At 63.3% G+C, this 17,319-nt stretch carries 13 protein-coding genes; 12 read left to right on the forward strand and 1 reads right to left on the reverse strand.

Features of this window, described 5'->3' with window-relative positions:
- Window positions 1-138 precede the first annotated feature (138 nt).
- From R2N03_RS04360 to R2N03_RS04390, 7 genes are all read left to right on the forward strand, one after another.
- Entirely contained in the window at window positions 139-1,671 is a 1,533-nt protein-coding gene (locus tag R2N03_RS04360) for a transglycosylase SLT domain-containing protein (RefSeq protein ID WP_316655538.1), read from the forward strand.
- Between the two features lie 146 nt (window positions 1,672-1,817).
- Window positions 1,818-3,716: a propionate--CoA ligase gene (gene prpE / locus R2N03_RS04365; RefSeq protein WP_316655539.1), complete on the forward strand. Its 1,899-nt coding sequence runs from the start codon at window positions 1,818-1,820 to the stop codon at window positions 3,714-3,716.
- A 330-nt stretch (window positions 3,717-4,046) separates the two neighbouring features.
- Entirely contained in the window at window positions 4,047-5,183 is a 1,137-nt protein-coding gene (gene carA, locus R2N03_RS04370; RefSeq protein WP_316655540.1) for a glutamine-hydrolyzing carbamoyl-phosphate synthase small subunit, read from the forward strand.
- A 21-nt stretch (window positions 5,184-5,204) separates the two neighbouring features.
- Complete coding sequence (gene leuE / locus R2N03_RS04375) at window positions 5,205-5,879, forward strand: leucine efflux protein LeuE (RefSeq protein WP_232040338.1); 675 nt, start codon at window positions 5,205-5,207, stop codon at window positions 5,877-5,879.
- Between the two features lie 16 nt (window positions 5,880-5,895).
- Entirely contained in the window at window positions 5,896-9,141 is a 3,246-nt protein-coding gene (carB, locus tag R2N03_RS04380) for a carbamoyl-phosphate synthase large subunit (RefSeq protein ID WP_316655541.1), read from the forward strand.
- A gap of 196 nt (window positions 9,142-9,337) precedes the next feature.
- Window positions 9,338-9,814 (forward strand): transcription elongation factor GreA, encoded by a 477-nt coding sequence (gene greA / locus R2N03_RS04385; RefSeq protein ID WP_316655543.1) that lies wholly within the window; start codon window positions 9,338-9,340, stop codon window positions 9,812-9,814.
- 22 nt (window positions 9,815-9,836) lie between these two features.
- Window positions 9,837-10,304, forward strand: a complete 468-nt coding sequence (locus R2N03_RS04390) for a DUF4149 domain-containing protein (RefSeq protein WP_316655546.1) — start codon at window positions 9,837-9,839, stop codon at window positions 10,302-10,304.
- A 50-nt stretch (window positions 10,305-10,354) separates the two neighbouring features.
- Here the strand turns inward: R2N03_RS04390 and R2N03_RS04395 are convergent, their stop codons facing one another.
- Window positions 10,355-10,855, reverse strand: coding sequence for a YhbY family RNA-binding protein (locus R2N03_RS04395; RefSeq protein WP_316655547.1), 501 nt, complete (start codon window positions 10,853-10,855; stop codon window positions 10,355-10,357).
- 108 nt (window positions 10,856-10,963) lie between these two features.
- Here R2N03_RS04395 and R2N03_RS04400 point away from each other — a divergent pair, with 108 nt between their 5' ends.
- The 5 genes from R2N03_RS04400 (at window position 10,964) to pstS (ending at window position 17,311) form a co-directional block, all read left to right on the forward strand.
- The gene (locus R2N03_RS04400) at window positions 10,964-11,629 is read left to right on the forward strand and encodes an RlmE family RNA methyltransferase (protein WP_316655549.1); all 666 of its coding nucleotides are present in this window, start codon (window positions 10,964-10,966) and stop codon (window positions 11,627-11,629) included.
- Window positions 11,630-11,763: 134 nt separating this feature from the next.
- Complete coding sequence (gene ftsH / locus R2N03_RS04405; RefSeq protein WP_316655551.1) at window positions 11,764-13,650, forward strand: ATP-dependent zinc metalloprotease FtsH; 1,887 nt, start codon at window positions 11,764-11,766, stop codon at window positions 13,648-13,650.
- Window positions 13,651-13,733: 83 nt separating this feature from the next.
- On the forward strand, window positions 13,734-14,642 hold the full coding sequence (gene folP, locus R2N03_RS04410) for a dihydropteroate synthase (RefSeq protein WP_316655553.1): 909 nt from the start codon (window positions 13,734-13,736) through the stop codon (window positions 14,640-14,642).
- Window positions 14,643-14,745: 103 nt separating this feature from the next.
- Window positions 14,746-16,089, forward strand: coding sequence for a phosphoglucosamine mutase (glmM, locus tag R2N03_RS04415; RefSeq protein ID WP_316655554.1), 1,344 nt, complete (start codon window positions 14,746-14,748; stop codon window positions 16,087-16,089).
- A 190-nt stretch (window positions 16,090-16,279) separates the two neighbouring features.
- Window positions 16,280-17,311: a phosphate ABC transporter substrate-binding protein PstS gene (pstS, locus tag R2N03_RS04420; protein WP_316655556.1), complete on the forward strand. Its 1,032-nt coding sequence runs from the start codon at window positions 16,280-16,282 to the stop codon at window positions 17,309-17,311.
- Window positions 17,312-17,319: the final 8 nt, after the last annotated feature.

Below are 17,319 nucleotides of genomic sequence, written 5' to 3' on the forward strand. Positions count from 1 at the left end.
AATGCTGGGCGCGCGGACTGCCAACGCGTGCGCTACTCATTCGTTGCCTGGGCAGGCGCCGGGTGAACGCGGGTTGACGCGGCGGGATGCGTTTCATACTATCTGGGGCAATTTTCGGTACCAACCTCTCAGAACTTGATGCGATCCGTGCGACTTCTTGCGGCATCTGTGCTCAGCCTGCTACTCGCGGCCTGTGCCACGGCCCCCGCGCCGAACGCCGACACCGCCAGCACAAGCGCCTCTTCCGCATCCGGCCAAAAGGCGCCGGTTGTCAATGTCGATCAGCAGCCCGTGGCCTCCCTGAAAGGGCCGGCCAAGGATCTTTGGGCGCGCATTCGCCAAGGCTTCTCCATGCCCGACCTGCAAAGCTCGGCAGTGGACGATCGCACCGATTGGTATGCACAGCGCCCCGAAGCCTTCCGCCGCATGGTGGAGCGCTCGAACCGCTACCTGTATCACATCGTTGAAGAATTGGAGCGGCGCAACATGCCCACGGAACTGGCCTTGCTGCCGTTCGTGGAAAGCGCGTTCAACCCGCAGGCAGTGTCGAGCGCCAAGGCGGCCGGGATGTGGCAGTTCATCCCGAGCACCGGCAAGACCTACAACCTCAAGCAGAACGTCTTTCAGGATGAGCGCCGCGACGTGCTGGCCTCGACCGACGCTGCGCTGGACTATCTCTCCAAGCTGCATGACCAGTTCGGTGACTGGCAGCTCGCGCTTGCCGCCTACAACTGGGGGGAGGGCTCGGTGGCAAAGGCAGTCGCGCGCAACCAGGCGGCAGGTCTGGCGACGGACTACGTCAACCTGAACATGCCCGCCGAGACGCGCATGTATGTGCCCAAGCTGCAGGCGGTGAAGAACATCATCGCCAACCCGGAGCGATACGGCATCACGCTGCCGGACATCCCGAACCATCCGTACTTTGTGACCGTCACGACGTCTCGTGACATCGACGTGGCACTGGCTGCGCGGCTCGCGAATCTGCCGATGGACGAGTTCAAGGCGCTGAACCCGTCGTTCAACCGGCCGGTGATCCTGGGCGCGTCCAACCCGCAGATCCTGCTGCCGTACGACAACGCCGAGACGTTCCAATACAACCTCAACACGTATCACGGCGGGCTGTCCAGCTGGACGGCGGTGACCGTCGGCAACCGCGAGCGCGTGGAGGCGCTGGCGGCACGGCTCAAGGTCGACCCTGACACCATCCGCGAGATCAACCGGATCCCCAAGGGTATGCGCCTGAAGGCGGGCTCCACCGTCGTCGTGCCGCGTGCCGACGGCGCGAAGGAAGACGCTCCCGACATCAGCCCGGAACTGGCAGAAAACGCCACCATGGCGGTCGAGCCGGATATGCCCGATCTGCGGCGCGTGGTGGTGCGTGCGGGCAAGCGCGATACCGTGGCGGGCCTGTCGCGACGCTATGGCGTGTCGGTCGCTCAGATCCGCGCGTGGAATCAGCTGCCGGGTGACGCCATCCCCCGCGGCCGTAATGTGGTGCTGATGCTGCCGCCGGCGCGCGGCGCGGGCCGTGTGCGGGTCGTCCGCGTATCGGCCGGCGGGGCCCGTGCCACCGCTGCAACCGTGCGCGTGCCGGTCGCAAAGGTGGCCGGAAAGCCGGTGGCGAAGGCAAAGCACGTAGCGAGCCCGTCGGCCAAGCGCAAGAAGCGCTGAAGCCCGGCAACATGAAACGGCGTCCCGCGGGGCGCCGTTTCGCGTTTTGGGGTGCGGTAAGACCTGCGTAAGTTCGTTGCGCCAGAGTAGCCGTATCCAGCACATCCCAATCGAGCCGTCGCCCACGATGGCCAGGAGACAACGTCATGCCCATGTCCGCCGCATACCGTGCGCTGTATCAGCGCTCCATCGATGACCCCGCCGGTTTCTGGGGCGAGCAGGCCAAGCGCATCGATTGGCAAACGCCGTATTCGGCGGTACTCGACGACTCACACTTGCCGTTTGCCCGATGGTTTGTCGGGGGGCGCACCAATCTGTGCCACAACGCCGTCGACCGGCATCTCGCCACGCGCGGCGAGCAGGCTGCACTGGTGTATGTCTCGACCGAAACCGGGATCGAGACCACGTACACGTATCGCCAACTCCATCGCGAGGTCAACCGCATGGCGGCGAGCCTGCAGGCGCTGGGCGTCAAGCGCGGCGACCGCGTGCTGATCTACCTGCCGATGATTCCCGAGGCCGCGTTTGCGATGCTGGCGTGTGCGCGTATCGGTGCGATCCATTCCGTCGTGTTCGGCGGCTTTGCGTCGAACAGCTTGGCCACACGCATCGACGACGCCACGCCGCGCGTGATCGTCAGCGCGGACGCGGGCTCCCGTGCGGGCAAGGTGGTCGAATACAAGCCGCTGCTCGATGCGGCGATTGACATGGCGGCGCATAAGCCCGAGCGCGTGCTGCTGGTCGACCGCAAGCTCGCCCCGATGCCGCACAACGCGCGTGATGTCGACTACGCCGCCTTGGCTGCGCAGCACGCCGAGGCCGATGTGCCATGCGAATGGATGGAGTCGAGCGAGCCGTCGTACATCCTTTATACGTCGGGCACGACGGGCAAGCCGAAGGGCGTGCAGCGCGACACAGGAGGCTATGCCGTGGCGCTGGCCGCCTCGATTCCGCTCATTTTCGGCGCGAAGGCGGGCGAGACGATGTTTACCGCTTCCGACGTGGGCTGGGTGGTCGGGCACAGCTACATCGTGTACGCGCCGCTGCTCGCGGGCTTGACGACGGTCATGTACGAAGGCACGCCCATTCGCCCCGATGGCGCGATCTGGTGGCGCATCGTTGAGCAATACCGCGTGAGCATCATGTTCACAGCGCCGACGGCCATCCGCGTCCTCAAGAAGCAGGATCCGGCGCTGCTGCAGCGCCACGATCTCTCGAGTCTGCGTCGCCTCTTCCTGGCCGGCGAGCCGCTGGACGAACCGACCGCGAGCTGGATCGGCGAGGCGCTGCAGAAGCCTATCGTCGACAACTACTGGCAGACCGAGACCGGCTGGCCAATGCTGGCCATCCCGCAGGGGGTGGAGCCCTCGACGCAAAAGCTCGGCTCGCCGGGCTTCCCGGTCTATGGCTACAAGCTCGACATCCTGGACGAGACGACAGGCCAGCCGTGCCCGCCCGGCGAAAAGGGCCTGCTGGCGGTCGCGGCGCCACTGCCGCCGGGCTGCATGACGACCGTCTGGGGTGATGACGCGCGCTTCCTGAAGACGTACTGGTCGGCTTTCCCGGGGCGGCACATCTATTCGAGCTTTGACTGGGGCGTGCGTGACGAAGAGGGGTACGTCACGATCCTCGGCCGCACCGACGACGTGATCAACGTGGCTGGCCACCGGTTGGGCACGCGCGAGATCGAAGAAAGCCTGTCTTCACATCCGGCCATCGCCGAGGTGGCGGTGGTAGGCGTGGCTGACCAGCTCAAGGGGCAGGTGGCGATGGGGTTTGCCATCGTGCGCGATGCGTCGCGCGTGGCTGAACCTGCCGACCGCATCGCGCTGGAGGGCGAGCTCATGCGAACGGTCGAAGCGCAATTGGGCGCGGTGGCGCGGCCTTCGCGCGTGTTTTTTGTCAACGCACTGCCCAAGACGCGTTCCGGGAAGCTGCTGCGGCGGGCGATGCAGGCGGTGGCCGAGGGGCGCGACCCTGGCGACCTGACCACCATCGAAGATCCGACCGCGCTGGCTCAGGTTCAGGCCGCGATGCAGGGCTAGCGCGGTCACAAGAAGTGAAGCCGGCGCCAGCCTGTGGCAAGGCTGGCGGGTACGGCGAACCTGCACAATCGACGGACGGCCCGCCGATAAGTCCTTCCTTTTATTGAGTTTTTTGCGGTGTCGGGGTATAATTTTCAGGTTTGAGTTCAGAAACCCCTCACCCTAGCGCCTACCGCTTCCTACCTCCCGCCCATCGCCCTGTCTGCCTCGTTTCCCGGTGAGTCTTGCCCCGGCTTCGACGTGCAAACGGCCGGATTCCGCGCAGCCGGAATTCCGCATGGCGCACAAGGCGTTCAGGTTGGCACAGGGTGAATCCAGCAGGAGCTACCCGTGTTGCCGTCTTTCCCGCCCGCCATCCTCGCGCTTGCAGACGGCACGGTCTTTCGTGGCTATTCCATCGGTGCGGCCGGTCATACGATCGGCGAAGTGGTGTTTAACACCGCCATCACCGGCTATCAGGAAATCCTTACCGATCCGAGCTACTCGCGCCAGATCGTCACGCTCACGTACCCGCACATCGGTAACGTTGGCGTGAACCGTGAGGACGTCGAAGCTACGAAAGTCCATGCCGCCGGCCTCATCATCAAGGATCTGCCGATCCTCGCGTCCAACTTCCGCAAGGAACACTCGCTCTCGCATTACCTGAAGGGTGAGAAGGTGGTCGCCATTGCCGGCATCGATACCCGCAAACTGACGCGCATCTTGCGCGAGAAGGGTGCCCAGAATGGCTGCATCCTGGCGGGCGAAGACAACGTCCAGAAGGCTATCGACCTCGCGCGTTCGTTCCCAGGTCTCTCGGGGATGGATCTGGCAAAGGTCGTATCCGTGACCCAACCGTACGAATGGACCCAGACCGAATGGGCGCTGGGCCGCGGCTACGGCAAGCAGGAAGCCCCGAAGTATCACGTGGTCGCGTATGACTTCGGCGTCAAGTTCAACATCCTGCGCATGCTGGCCGAGCGCGGCTGCCGCGTGACGGTGGTGCCGGCGCAAACCAGCGCAGCCGATGTGCTGGCCTACAACCCCGACGGCGTGTTCCTCTCCAACGGCCCCGGCGACCCGGAACCGTGTGACTACGCCATCAACGCCACGAAGGAATTCCTGGCGCGTCGTATCCCGACGTTCGGGATCTGCCTGGGTCACCAGATCATGGGCCTGGCCGTCGGTGCCAAGACGCTCAAGATGAAGACCGGCCACCATGGCGCGAACCACCCCGTCAAGGATCTGCAGGATGGCCGCGTGGTCATCACTTCGCAGAACCACGGCTTTGCAGTGGACCCCGAATCGCTGCCGGCCAATGCGCGCGTGACGCACGTTTCGCTGTTCGACGGCACGCTGCAGGGCTTCGAGCTGACCGACCGCCCGGCGTTCTGTTTCCAGGGTCACCCGGAGGCGTCGCCCGGTCCGCACGACATCGCGTATCTGTTCGACCGCTTCACCGCGGCGATGGACGCAGCCAAGCAGTAAAGCAAACGAGATCGCATCGTCATGAACGCCTTCATGCTCGCCCACTTCGGCATCACCGAGTTCTGGACCTTCCTGCTCGGCACGATCTTCATCGTGCTGCTGCCGGGGCCGAACTCGATGTACGTGCTGTCGGTGGCGGCTCGACGCGGTGTGCGCGCGGGCTACCAGGGTGCGTGCGGCGTGTTTCTGGGCGATGCCATCCTGATGGTGTTGTCGGCAGCGGGCGTGGCTTCGCTGTTGAAGGCGAGTCCGGCGCTGTTCTACGTCGTGAAGTACATCGGTGCGGCGTACCTTGCGTGGATCGGTCTGCAGATGCTGCGTGGCGCGGTGCGCAATTGGCGCGCGCGCAAGGCCAGCGGGTCCGTCGAACAAAACGCGGTCCCGGCCGATGAATCGCATCCCTTCAAGAAGGCGCTGATCATCAGCCTGCTGAACCCGAAGGCGATCCTGTTCTTCATCTCGTTCTTCATCCAGTTCGTCGACCCCCACTACGCGCTGCCGGTGGTGTCGTTCGTCGTGCTGGGGCTGGTCTGCCAGATCTGCAGCTTCCTGTACCTGACCACCATCATCTTCGTGGGCGCGCGGCTGGCCGCGGCGTTCCGCGCGCGACGACGTTTGTCTGCTGGTATGAGCAGCGGCGTCGGCGCCATGTTTATCGGCTTTTCCGCCAAGCTGGCGACGGCCACACTGAATTAATCGAATCGAGCGGGTTATGCCAAAACGTACAGATATCAAAACCATCCTGATCATCGGCGCGGGTCCGATCATCATCGGCCAGGCGTGTGAATTCGATTACTCCGGCGCGCAGGCTTGCAAGGCGCTCCGTGAAGAAGGCTTCAAGGTGGTCCTGGTCAACAGCAACCCGGCCACGATCATGACCGACCCCAACACGGCCGACGTGACCTATATCGAGCCGATCACCTGGGAAGTCGTCGAGCGCATCATCGCCAAGGAACGCCCTGACGCGATCCTGCCGACCATGGGCGGCCAGACCGCGCTGAACTGCGCGCTGGACCTGCACCGCCACGGCGTGCTGAAGAAGTACAACGTCGAGCTGATCGGCGCATCGCCCGAGGCCATCGACAAGGCCGAAGACCGCCAGAAGTTCAAGGACGCGATGACCAAGATCGGCCTGGGTTCGGCCAAGTCGGGCATCGCGCATTCGCTGGAAGAGGCGCTGGCCGTGCAATCGCAGATCGCTCGCGACACCGGCACCAGCGGCTACCCGATCGTGATCCGTCCGTCGTTCACGCTGGGCGGCACGGGCGGCGGCATTGCATACAACCGCGAAGAATTCGAAGAGATCTGCAAGCGCGGTCTCGACCTCTCGCCGACCAACGAGCTGCTGATCGAAGAGTCGCTGCTCGGCTGGAAGGAATACGAGATGGAAGTCGTGCGCGATAAGGCCGACAATTGCATCATCGTCTGCTCGATCGAAAACCTGGACCCGATGGGCATCCACACCGGTGACTCCATCACCGTAGCCCCGGCGCAGACGCTGACCGACAAGGAATACCAGATCCTGCGTAACGCCTCGCTGGCCGTGCTGCGCGAGATCGGTGTGGATACCGGCGGCTCGAATGTGCAGTTCTCGATCAATCCGAAGGATGGCCGGATGATCGTGATCGAGATGAACCCGCGTGTGTCGCGCTCCTCCGCGCTGGCTTCCAAGGCCACCGGTTTCCCGATCGCCAAGGTCGCTGCCAAGCTGGCTGTGGGTTACACGTTGGACGAGCTGAAGAACGAAATCACCGGTGGCGCGACCCCGGCGTCGTTCGAGCCGTCGATCGACTACGTGGTCACCAAAGTGCCGCGTTTCGCGTTCGAAAAATTCCCGCAGGCCGACAGCCACCTGACCACGCAGATGAAGTCGGTCGGTGAAGTGATGGCCATGGGCCGGACCTTCCAGGAATCGTTCCAGAAGGCACTGCGCGGCCTGGAAGTCGGCGTGGACGGCCTGGACGAAAAGTCCACCGACCGTGACGAGATCATCGAAGAGATCGGCGAAGCCGGTCCGGACCGCATCTGGTATCTGGGCGACGCATTCCGCCTGGGCCTGTCGATCGACGAGGTTTACGCCGAGACGTCCGTTGACCCGTGGTTCCTGGCCCAGATCGAAGACATCGTCAAGACGGAAGCACTGGTCAAGGCCCGCACGCTGGAAAGCCTGTCGGCCGCCGAGCTGCGTCTGCTCAAGCAGAAGGGCTTTTCCGACCGCCGCCTTGCCAAGCTGATGAAGACGACTTCCAAGGCCGTGCGTGAGAAGCGTATCGCCGAGAAAGTCCGCCCGGTCTACAAGCGCGTGGACACCTGCGCGGCCGAATTCGCCACCAACACCGCGTATCTGTACTCGACCTATGAGGCCGAGCACGGCGAGTGCGAAGCCGAGCCGACCAGCAACAAGAAGATCATGGTGCTGGGCGGTGGCCCGAACCGGATCGGCCAAGGCATCGAGTTCGACTACTGCTGCGTGCACGCCGCGCTGGCACTGCGCGAAGACGGGTACGAGACCATCATGGTCAACTGCAACCCGGAAACCGTCTCGACCGACTACGACACGTCCGACCGCCTGTACTTCGAGCCGGTGACGCTGGAAGATGTGCTCGAGATCGTCGACAAGGAAAAGCCGGTCGGCGTGATCGTGCAATACGGTGGCCAGACGCCGCTGAAGCTCGCGCTCGACCTGGAAGCCAATGGCGTGCCCATCATCGGCACGTCGCCGGACATGATCGACGCGGCCGAAGACCGTGAGCGCTTCCAGAAGCTGCTGCACGAGCTGGGCCTGCGCCAGCCGCCCAACCGCACCGCGCGTGCCGAAGACGAAGCGCTCAAGCTGGCCGAAGAAATCGGCTACCCGCTGGTGGTGCGTCCGTCGTACGTGCTGGGTGGCCGCGCGATGGAAATCGTGCATGAGCCGCGCGACCTCGAGCGCTACATGCGCGAGGCCGTGAAGGTATCGAACGACAGCCCCGTGCTGCTCGACCGCTTCCTGAACGACGCCATCGAATGCGACGTGGATTGCCTCTCCGACGGCAAGCGCGTGTTCATCGGCGGCGTGATGGAGCACATCGAGCAGGCTGGCGTGCACTCGGGCGACTCGGCTTGCTCGCTGCCGCCGTACTCGCTGTCGCAAGCCACCGTCGATGAGCTCAAGCGCCAGACCGCCGCAATGGCCAAGGCGCTGAACGTGGTCGGCCTGATGAACGTACAGTTCGCGATCCAGCGAAAGGGCGGCGAAGACATCGTCTACGTGCTGGAAGTGAACCCGCGTGCATCGCGCACAGTGCCGTATGTCTCGAAGGCCACCAGCGTTTCGTTGGCCAAGGTGGCTGCGCGTTGCATGGCAGGCCAGTCGCTCGATTCGCAGGGCATCGACAAGGAGGTCGTGCCGGCGTACTACAGCGTCAAGGAAGCCGTCTTCCCGTTCAACAAGTTCCCGGGTGTCGACCCGGTGCTTGGACCGGAAATGCGCTCCACCGGCGAGGTGATGGGTGTGGGCAAGACGTTTGGCGAGGCGCTCTTCAAGAGCCAGCTCGCCGCCGGTTCGCGCCTGCCCGAAAAGGGCACCGTGCTGATGACGGTCAAGGACAGCGACAAGCCGCAGGCCGTCGAGGTCGCCCGGGCCCTGCATACGCTTGGCTATCCGATCGTGGCAACGCGTGGCACCGCCTCGGCCATCGAAGCTGCCGGCATTCCGGTGCGTGTGGTGAACAAGGTCAAGGATGGCCGCCCGCACATCGTCGACATGATCAAGAACAACGAGCTGGCGCTCGTGTTCACGACGGTCGACGAGACGCGCGCCGCGATTGCGGATTCGCGCTCCATCCGGACGGCTGCGCTGGCCAACCGCGTGACGTACTACACGACCATCGCCGGCGCGCGCGCTGCGGTGGAGGGCCTGAAGCACATGCAGAATCTGGACGTGTACGATCTGCAGGGGCTCCACGCCACGCTGTAAGGTCAGTGCTGAGACCTCGCGGCGCGACATAGCGTCGCAGCGGACCCGCCGGGGGAGGGCAGTTGCCGCCTCCGGGCGGTTCGCCTAAACTACAGCGTCAGTGTCAACACAACGACAGCCGCCGTCAGGCGGGTGTGCGCTACGCGCCCTCCCGCTTTGCTGCGGCTGATTTTTTTGCGATTCCGAATTACTCAACATGAGCACCATTCCAATTACCAAACGCGGTGCCGAGATGCTGAAAGACGAACTCCAACGTCTGAAGACCAAGGAGCGTCCGGCCGTCGTCAACGCGATCGCCGAGGCACGTGCCCAGGGCGACCTGTCCGAAAACGCCGACTACGATGCCGCCAAGGAGCGTCAGGGCTTCATCGAAGGTCGCATCATGGAAATCGAATCCAAACTGGCCGCCGCGCAGATCATTGATCCGGCCTCGCTCGATGCCGATGGCCGTGTCGTGTTCGGCGCCACCATCGACCTCGAAGACCTGGATTCCGGCAAGCCCGTCACCTACCAGATCGTCGGCGATGACGAAGCGGATCTGGAAAGTGGCAAGATTTCGATCAGCTCGCCGATCGCCCGCGCCCTGATCGGCAAGTTCGAGGGCGACGTCGCCACCGTCGTCGCCCCGGGCGGCGAGCGCGAGTACGAAGTCGTTGCGGTCAAGTATCTGTAATACGCACCCGGAGCCACCAACCATGCCGCAGCGCTTCTTCCAGTTGCTTGCCACGGTCTGGTGCGGCTCGCTCTGGACGATCGGCTATGTCGTCGCGCCGACGCTGTTTGCCATGCTGGACGACCGTCAACTGGCCGGTTCGATCGCCGGCCGGCTGTTCCACGCAGAGGCGTGGATCGGTTTGGCGACGGGCTGCCTGATGCTGCTGGCTGCCACGGCGCAGGTTCGGCGCGGGCTGACCGGGTACAAGCGCTTGCGCTGGCTGGTGCTGGCCATGCTGTTGTGTGTGCTGGTCGGCTATTTCGGCCTGCAGCCGTTCATGGCGTCGCTGCGCGAGCAGGCGGATGCGCTTGGCGTCGCGGTGGGCGATTCGCCGTATCGCGCCCGGTTTGGCATGCTGCACGGCGTGTCGAGCGTGTTTTACCTGGTGCAAAGCCTGCTGGGCCTCGTGCTCATCTGGAAGGCGGCCGGTATCCGGCATCCGGCTTGAACAAAAAAAAGACCGGCTAGAAAGCCGGTCGTTTTCGGCGCCGCTCGGCGTCAGGACAGCGCCTTCTTCTTCTGGCTGGATTGACGCGGTTTTGCGCGTTTGACGTTGCCGCCCGCCGTGACGCGTTCGTTGCCGAGCACGCTCAGGCGTACCGGCTTCGGGCGGCGTGCGCTGTTCGGGTTGGGTTTGCGCACGGTGACCGAACGCGGACCGGCGCCAACGGAGGTCTTGCGCGGCGGCTTGAGGTCTCGCGGCTGGTTTTCCTTCAAATACGCCGGGCCTTCGCGCCAGATCACCAGCAGCTTGCCGATGTGCTGCACGGGCGCGGCCTGCAGGCGCGCGCAGATGGTGTCGTAAAGTTCGATGCGTGCTTCGCGGTCATCGCCGAACACCCGAATCTTGATCAGCCCGTGGGCAGCCAGGGAGCGGTCGATTTCGGCCAGAACGGCCTTGGTGAGGCCCTCCGCACCGATGATGACGACCGGGTTCAACGCGTGCGCTTCCGAGCGCAGTTCCGATCGTTGGGCAGGGGTGAGGCTCAGGGCGGGCATAAATGAAGGCGAGATCGCGCAAAAGGACAAACGGCGCGTATTATCCGCCAAAATCAGTCCTGGCCGCCATGTTTGGCGCGATGTTGGGACGATATTGCAACCAATTCAATGGCAAAGAACAAGTTCAACCAGTCGTGGCTGCACGACCATATCAACGATCCGTACGTGAAGCTGGCGCAGCGCGAAGGCTATCGCGCGCGCGCCGCCTACAAGCTCAAGGAGATCGACGAGCAGGATAAGCTGATCAAGCCGGGCCAGGTCATCGTCGACCTGGGTGCTGCGCCGGGCAGCTGGAGCCAGTATGTGCGCAACAAGCTGGCTGCGTCGCCACGGGCCAAGGACGGGCGCATTGATGGCGCCATCGTCGCCATCGACATCCTGCCGATGGAGCCGATCGCCGATGTCGCCTTCATCCAAGGTGACTTCCGCGAGGAAGGCGTTTTCCGGCAACTGGAAGAAATTGTGCTTGAAGCCACCGGCGGCGGCAAAGTGGACCTTGTTTTGTCCGATATGGCCCCCAACCTGTCAGGAGTAGCGTCGGCAGATGCCGCGCGCATGGAGCACATCGCCGAGTTGGCCGTGGAGTTTGCCATGGCGCACCTGAAACCTGAGGGCGCGCTGTTGATCAAATGTTTTCACGGCAGCGGCTATAGTCAGATCGTCGAGATGTTCAAGCGCCATTTCAAGATCGTGGCGCCGCGCAAGCCGAAGGCCTCCCGCGACAAATCGTCCGAGACCTTCCTGCTTGGCCGGCAGCTCAAGCATGCGGGCTGACGGACGTTACTCAGAAAGGGCGTCCTCAATCATGTGGGCGCCGGTCGGCTGTCTTGCGGGCAATCAACCCGCGACGGTGCCCGTGCATTACAATGCCAAGCATCCCGTCAAGGCATTTCTAAAGGAGTCTCGCCTTGAATAACAACTGGTTTCAGAAGGCGGCCATCTGGCTGGTGATTGCCTTGGTGCTGTTCACCGTCTTCAAGCAGTTCGACAAGCCTCGCACCCAGGAGGGTGTGACGTACTCGCAATTCATGGATGACGCGAAGGGCGGCAAGATCAAGCGCGTCGAAGTCCAGGGCCGTACGTTGTTGGTCACACCCAACGAGGGCAACAAGTATTCCCTCATCTCGCCGGGCGACATCTGGATGGTCGGCGACTTGATGAAGTACGGCGTGCAGGTGACCGGCAAGGCCGAAGAAGAGCAGGGCGTGCTCCTGACCGCGCTTTACTACCTTGGCCCGACGTTGTTGATCATCGTGTTCTGGTTCTACATGATGCGGCAGATGCAGGGCGGCGGGAAAGGCGGTGCGTTCTCGTTCGGCAAGTCGCGAGCGCGCTTGATCGACGAGAACAACAATAGCGTCACGTTTGCGGACGTGGCCGGTTGCGACGAATCGAAGGAAGAGGTTGTCGAGCTGGTCGACTTCCTGAAGGATCCTCAGAAATTCCAGAAGCTGGGCGGCCGCATCCCCCGTGGTGTATTGCTGGTCGGCCCTCCGGGGACCGGCAAGACGTTGCTGGCACGTGCGATCGCCGGTGAAGCCAAGGTGCCGTTCTTCAGCATCTCGGGCTCGGACTTTGTTGAAATGTTCGTCGGCGTGGGCGCTGCCCGTGTGCGCGACATGTTCGAAAATGCCAAGAAGCAGGCGCCGTGCATCGTGTTCATCGATGAAATCGACGCGGTCGGCCGTCATCGTGGCGCCGGCATGGGCGGCGGTAACGACGAGCGCGAGCAGACCCTGAACCAGATGCTGGTCGAGATGGATGGCTTCGAGGCCAATTCGGGCGTCATCGTGATCGCGGCAACCAACCGTGCCGACGTGCTCGACAAGGCGCTGCTGCGCCCCGGCCGTTTCGACCGTCAGGTCTATGTTGGGCTGCCCGACATTCGCGGCCGCGAGCAGATTCTCAAGGTGCACATGCGGAAGGTGCCGATCGGCAACGACGTTGATGCATCGGTGCTGGCGCGTGGCACGCCGGGCTTCTCGGGCGCTGATCTGGCCAACCTGGTCAACGAAGCTGCACTGTTTGCCGCACGTCGTAACAAGCGCGTGGTCGACATGCAGGACTTCGAAGATGCGAAGGACAAGATCTTCATGGGTCCGGAGCGCAAGTCGGCCGTGATCCGCGAAGAGGAACGCCGCGCGACGGCGTACCACGAGTCGGGCCATGCGGTGGTGGCCAAGCTGCTCCCGAAGGCTGACCCGGTGCACAAGGTCACGATCATGCCGCGCGGCTGGGCTGGCGGCCTGACTTGGCAACTGCCGGAGCACGACAAGCATTACGCCTATAAGGACACGATGCTTGAAGAGATTGCCATCCTGTTTGGTGGTCGTGCTGCCGAAGAGGTCTTCCTGGGGGCGATGAGCACCGGTGCCTCGAACGACTTCGAGCGTGCCACGAAGATGGCCCGCGACATGGTGACGCGCTACGGTATGAGCGACACGCTGGGCACGATGGTCTACGTCGATACCGAGCAGGACGGTTTCTTCGGTCGCATGGCATCGAAGACGGTCTCCGAGGCAACGCAGCAGAAGGTGGACTCGGAAATCCGTCGCATTGTCGACGAACAATATGCCTTGGCTAAGGGTCTGCTGGAATCCAACCGCGACAAGGTGGAGGCCATGACGGCAGCGCTGCTTGAGTGGGAAACCATTGATGCGGACCAGGTCAACGACATCATGGATGGCAAGCCGCCGCGTCCGCCGCGTTACGGCTCCACCGGTGGCGGCAGCACGCCTCCCGGTGGTGGTACGCCAGCAGGCGTGACCCCTGGCAACGTGCCTGCCACGGCATGATGACCTACTGATTTGTCGCCCCGGCGGCGACGTGGAAGAGCCGGTGCACACGCACCGGCTTTTTTGTTGGCGCTTTTTTTGGCATGCTTCGGGCGCTGCATTCTGAATCATCTATCTTGACGACCTCCACTTACACCACCACACACTTCCAGTGCGGCCGCTTCCGTTACGCGCGTGACCGTCGTCCGCTGGTCATGGGCATTCTCAACGTCACGCCCGATTCGTTTTCCGACGGCGGCCAGCACGCCACACGCGACACAGCGTTACGCCATGCCGAGCAACTGATCGCAGAGGGTGTCGACATGATCGACATCGGCGGAGAGTCGAGCCGGCCCGGGGCCGCCCCGCTTGCATTGCAGGAAGAACTGGATCGTGTCATGCCGATCGTCGAGGCATTACGCGATTGCGGTAAGCCCCTGTCGATTGACACCTATAAGCCCGAGGTGATGTCTGCCACTCTGAGCGCCGGAGCGGATCTCATCAACGATATCTGGGGATTCCGGCACCCCGGCGCGATCGAGGCGGTCGCCAAGGGCAATGCTGGCCTGTGCGTCATGCACATGCAGCGCGATCCGGAAACCATGCAGGAATCGCCGGGCTATAGCGATCTGATGGGCGAGGTGACGGCGTTCTTGCACGCGCAGACAGCGGCACTGATGGCTGCGGGCGTGGCTGCGGATCGCATCTCGCTGGACCCGGGATTTGGCTTCGGCAAGACGCCGAACCACAATCTCATCATGCTCAATCGCTTGGCGGAACTCACGCAGACTGGCTTGCCGCTGCTTGTCGGCCTGTCTCGCAAGTCGACGCTGGGCGCGGTGCTGGGCGGCAAGCCCCCTATGGAGCGTGTGACCGCAAGCGTGGCGGCAGCGCTGCTGGCTGCCGAGCGAGGTGCATTCATTGTGCGCGTGCATGATGTCCAGCCGACGGTCGAAGCGCTCCAGATCTGGTGGGCCATGCGTCACGAGCGCTTCGATCCGCCGCTGGGGTGACATGCATTCCGGTCTCGCGCGGCTGGTGTCGAGCGAACAGATGATTGCTCCGGCGAGGCCGGCGCCTTACAAACAAAGAAACACTCTGCAGGAGAAACACTCCATGTCCAGGAAGTATTTCGGCACCGATGGCATTCGCGGGCGTGTCGGCGAAAGCCCGATCACGCCGGATTTTGTGCTGCGCCTGGGTTATGCCGCCGGCCGCGTGCTGGCACACGGTGATGAGGCGCGTGGCCACGGCCGGCCCACTGTGCTGATCGGCAAGGACACGCGCCTGTCAGGCTACATGCTGGAGGCAGCATTGGAAGCCGGTTTTACGGCGGCGGGCGTGGATGTGCTGATGAGTGGACCGCTGCCCACGCCCGGCGTCGCCTACCTGACCCGTGCGCTGCGCCTGTCGGCAGGCGTTGTGATCTCGGCGTCGCACAACCCGTATTACGACAACGGCATCAAGTTCTTCTCGGCCACGGGCGACAAGCTGCCCGACGAGACCGAGTTGCAGATTGAAGCCGAGCTGGAAAAGCCGATGGAATATGCGGCCTCCGACGCTTTGGGCCGCGCCCGTCGTATCGAGGATGCTGCCGGTCGATATATCGAGTTCTGCAAGAGCACCTTCCCGAATGATCTGAATCTGTTTGGCATGAAGATCGTGCTGGACAGCGCGCACGGCGCGGCCTATCACATCGCGCCGCACGTCTTCCACGAGCTGGGCGCGGATGTGGTGTCGATCGGCAACCAGCCGAACGGACGCAATATCAATGACGGCTACGGTGCGACGGCGCCCGCCAAGCTGGTCGAGGCGACACGCGAACATGCGGCCGACATTGGCCTGGCCTTCGACGGCGATGCCGACCGCCTGCAGGTGGTCGATCGCAATGGCCGTCTCTACAACGGTGATGAACTGCTCTATGTCATGGTGCAGGCGCGCCGTGCAGCCGGCCTGCCGGTGCAAGGCGCTGTGGGAACGCTCATGACAAACCTCGCGGTGGAACTGGCCCTCAAGGCTCAAGGCATTGCATTCGTCCGGGCCAAGGTGGGTGACCGCTACGTCCTGGAAGAGCTGAAGAAGAATGGCTGGCTGCTTGGCGGCGAGGGCTCTGGGCACCTCCTGTGCCTCGACAAGCACAGCACCGGCGATGGCATCATCTCGGCGCTGCAGGTGCTCGCTGCATTGCGCCGCAGCGGCCAGACGCTGGAGCAGATGCTCGATGGCGTGCGGCTGTTTCCGCAGAAGCTGATCAACGTGCGGGTCGAGAAAGGCTTCGACTGGCAATCGCACACGGGCCTGCAGGCTGCACTCAAGACGAGCGAAGCCGAGCTCAACGGCAAGGGCCGTGTCCTGATCAGGCCGTCCGGCACCGAGCCGGTGGTGCGCGTGATGGTGGAAGCGCAGGACGCCGATCTGGCCAACCAGCATGCGGAGCGTCTGGCCGCGACGTTGCAATAGCGCCTGCCAGGTCAATGAGACCTGTAGCCAAGCGGCCTTCGGGCCGCTTTTTTTGTGTTCTCGAGGCGACTTTCGTGCGCTGCAGGGCAGTTATGACAAGTTTTCGTGTTGTCACATAACTGTCATTTGCGCGGCCTACAGTTCGGATGTCAAAAATCTGTCATCGCTCAACCGCTCCTCTGGAGGACACATGAAACTGGTTAAGACCGCAATCGCGGGCGTTGCTTCCCTGGCTATCGCTGGCGCTGCGTTTGCCGCCGACATCACTGGCGCTGGCGCAACCTTCCCGGCGCCTGTCTACAGCAAGTGGGCTGACGCCTACCAAAAGGCGACCGGCACGAAGGTGAACTACCAAGCCATCGGCTCGGGCGGTGGGATCAAGCAGATCACTGCCAAGACCGTCGATTTTGGCGCCTCCGATATGCCGCTGAAGGACGCCGACCTGAACAAGGATGGTCTGATGCAGTTTCCGACCGTGATCGGCGGCGTGGTGCCGGTGATCAATCTCCCGGGCATCAAAGCTGGCGAACTGATGCTCACTGGCGAGGTGCTGGGCAAGATCTACCTGGGCGAGATCAAGAAGTGGAATGATCCGGCGATCGCCAAGCTGAACCCGAAGGCGAAGCTGCCGAATCAGGACATCCTGGTGGTGCGCCGTGCTGACGCCTCGGGCACGTCCTTCATCTTCACGAATTACCTGTCGAAGGTGAACACGGAGTGGAAGAGCAAGGTCGGCGAAGGTACGACCGTGAACTGGCCCACCGGCACGGGCGGCAAGGGCAATGAAGGCGTGGCCGCCTTCGTGCAGCGTCTGGGTGGCGCGATTGGCTATGTCGAGTATGCTTACGCCAAGCAAAACAAGATGACGCACGTCAATCTGCAGAATAAGTCGGGTGCCGTGGTGCAGCCGACCGCCGATGCCTTCAAGGCCGCTGCAGCTGGCGCCGAGTGGAGCAAGTCGTTCTACCAGATCCTGACCGATGAGCCGGGCAAGGACGCATGGCCGATCGCCGGCGCGACCTTCATCCTGCTGCACAAGACGCAGGACAAGCCGGTCCAGGGTGCGGAAGTCATGAAGTTCTTCGACTGGGCCTACAAGGGTGGTGACACCGCTGCCAAGGATCTGGACTACGTGCCGCTGCCGGACGTCGTCAAGAACCAGATTCGCGCGACGTGGAAGTCGAGCGTGAAGGACGCCTCGGGCAAGGCGATCTACAACTGAGTTTCGCC

Origin of the sequence: Ralstonia condita, from assembly GCF_958405655.1 — a bacterium.
GTDB lineage: Bacteria > Pseudomonadota > Gammaproteobacteria > Burkholderiales > Burkholderiaceae > Ralstonia > Ralstonia condita.

Excerpts from the sequence above, each read along its gene's own strand:
- greA (WP_316655543.1), top strand. The coding sequence starts at position 9,338 with ATGAGCACCATTCCAATTACCAAACGCGGTGCCGAGATGCTGAAAGAC.
- R2N03_RS04395 (WP_316655547.1), bottom strand. The coding sequence starts at position 10,855 with ATGCCCGCCCTGAGCCTCACCCCTGCCCAACGATCGGAACTGCGCTCG.
- glmM (WP_316655554.1), top strand. The coding sequence starts at position 14,746 with ATGTCCAGGAAGTATTTCGGCACCGATGGCATTCGCGGGCGTGTCGGC.
- R2N03_RS04390 (WP_316655546.1), top strand. The coding sequence starts at position 9,837 with ATGCCGCAGCGCTTCTTCCAGTTGCTTGCCACGGTCTGGTGCGGCTCG.
- pstS (WP_316655556.1), top strand. The coding sequence starts at position 16,280 with ATGAAACTGGTTAAGACCGCAATCGCGGGCGTTGCTTCCCTGGCTATC.
- R2N03_RS04360 (WP_316655538.1), top strand. The coding sequence starts at position 139 with ATGCGATCCGTGCGACTTCTTGCGGCATCTGTGCTCAGCCTGCTACTC.
- prpE (WP_316655539.1), top strand. The coding sequence starts at position 1,818 with ATGCCCATGTCCGCCGCATACCGTGCGCTGTATCAGCGCTCCATCGAT.
- carB (WP_316655541.1), top strand. The coding sequence starts at position 5,896 with ATGCCAAAACGTACAGATATCAAAACCATCCTGATCATCGGCGCGGGT.
- R2N03_RS04400 (WP_316655549.1), top strand. The coding sequence starts at position 10,964 with ATGGCAAAGAACAAGTTCAACCAGTCGTGGCTGCACGACCATATCAAC.
- folP (WP_316655553.1), top strand. The coding sequence starts at position 13,734 with ATGCTTCGGGCGCTGCATTCTGAATCATCTATCTTGACGACCTCCACT.
- leuE (WP_232040338.1), top strand. The coding sequence starts at position 5,205 with ATGAACGCCTTCATGCTCGCCCACTTCGGCATCACCGAGTTCTGGACC.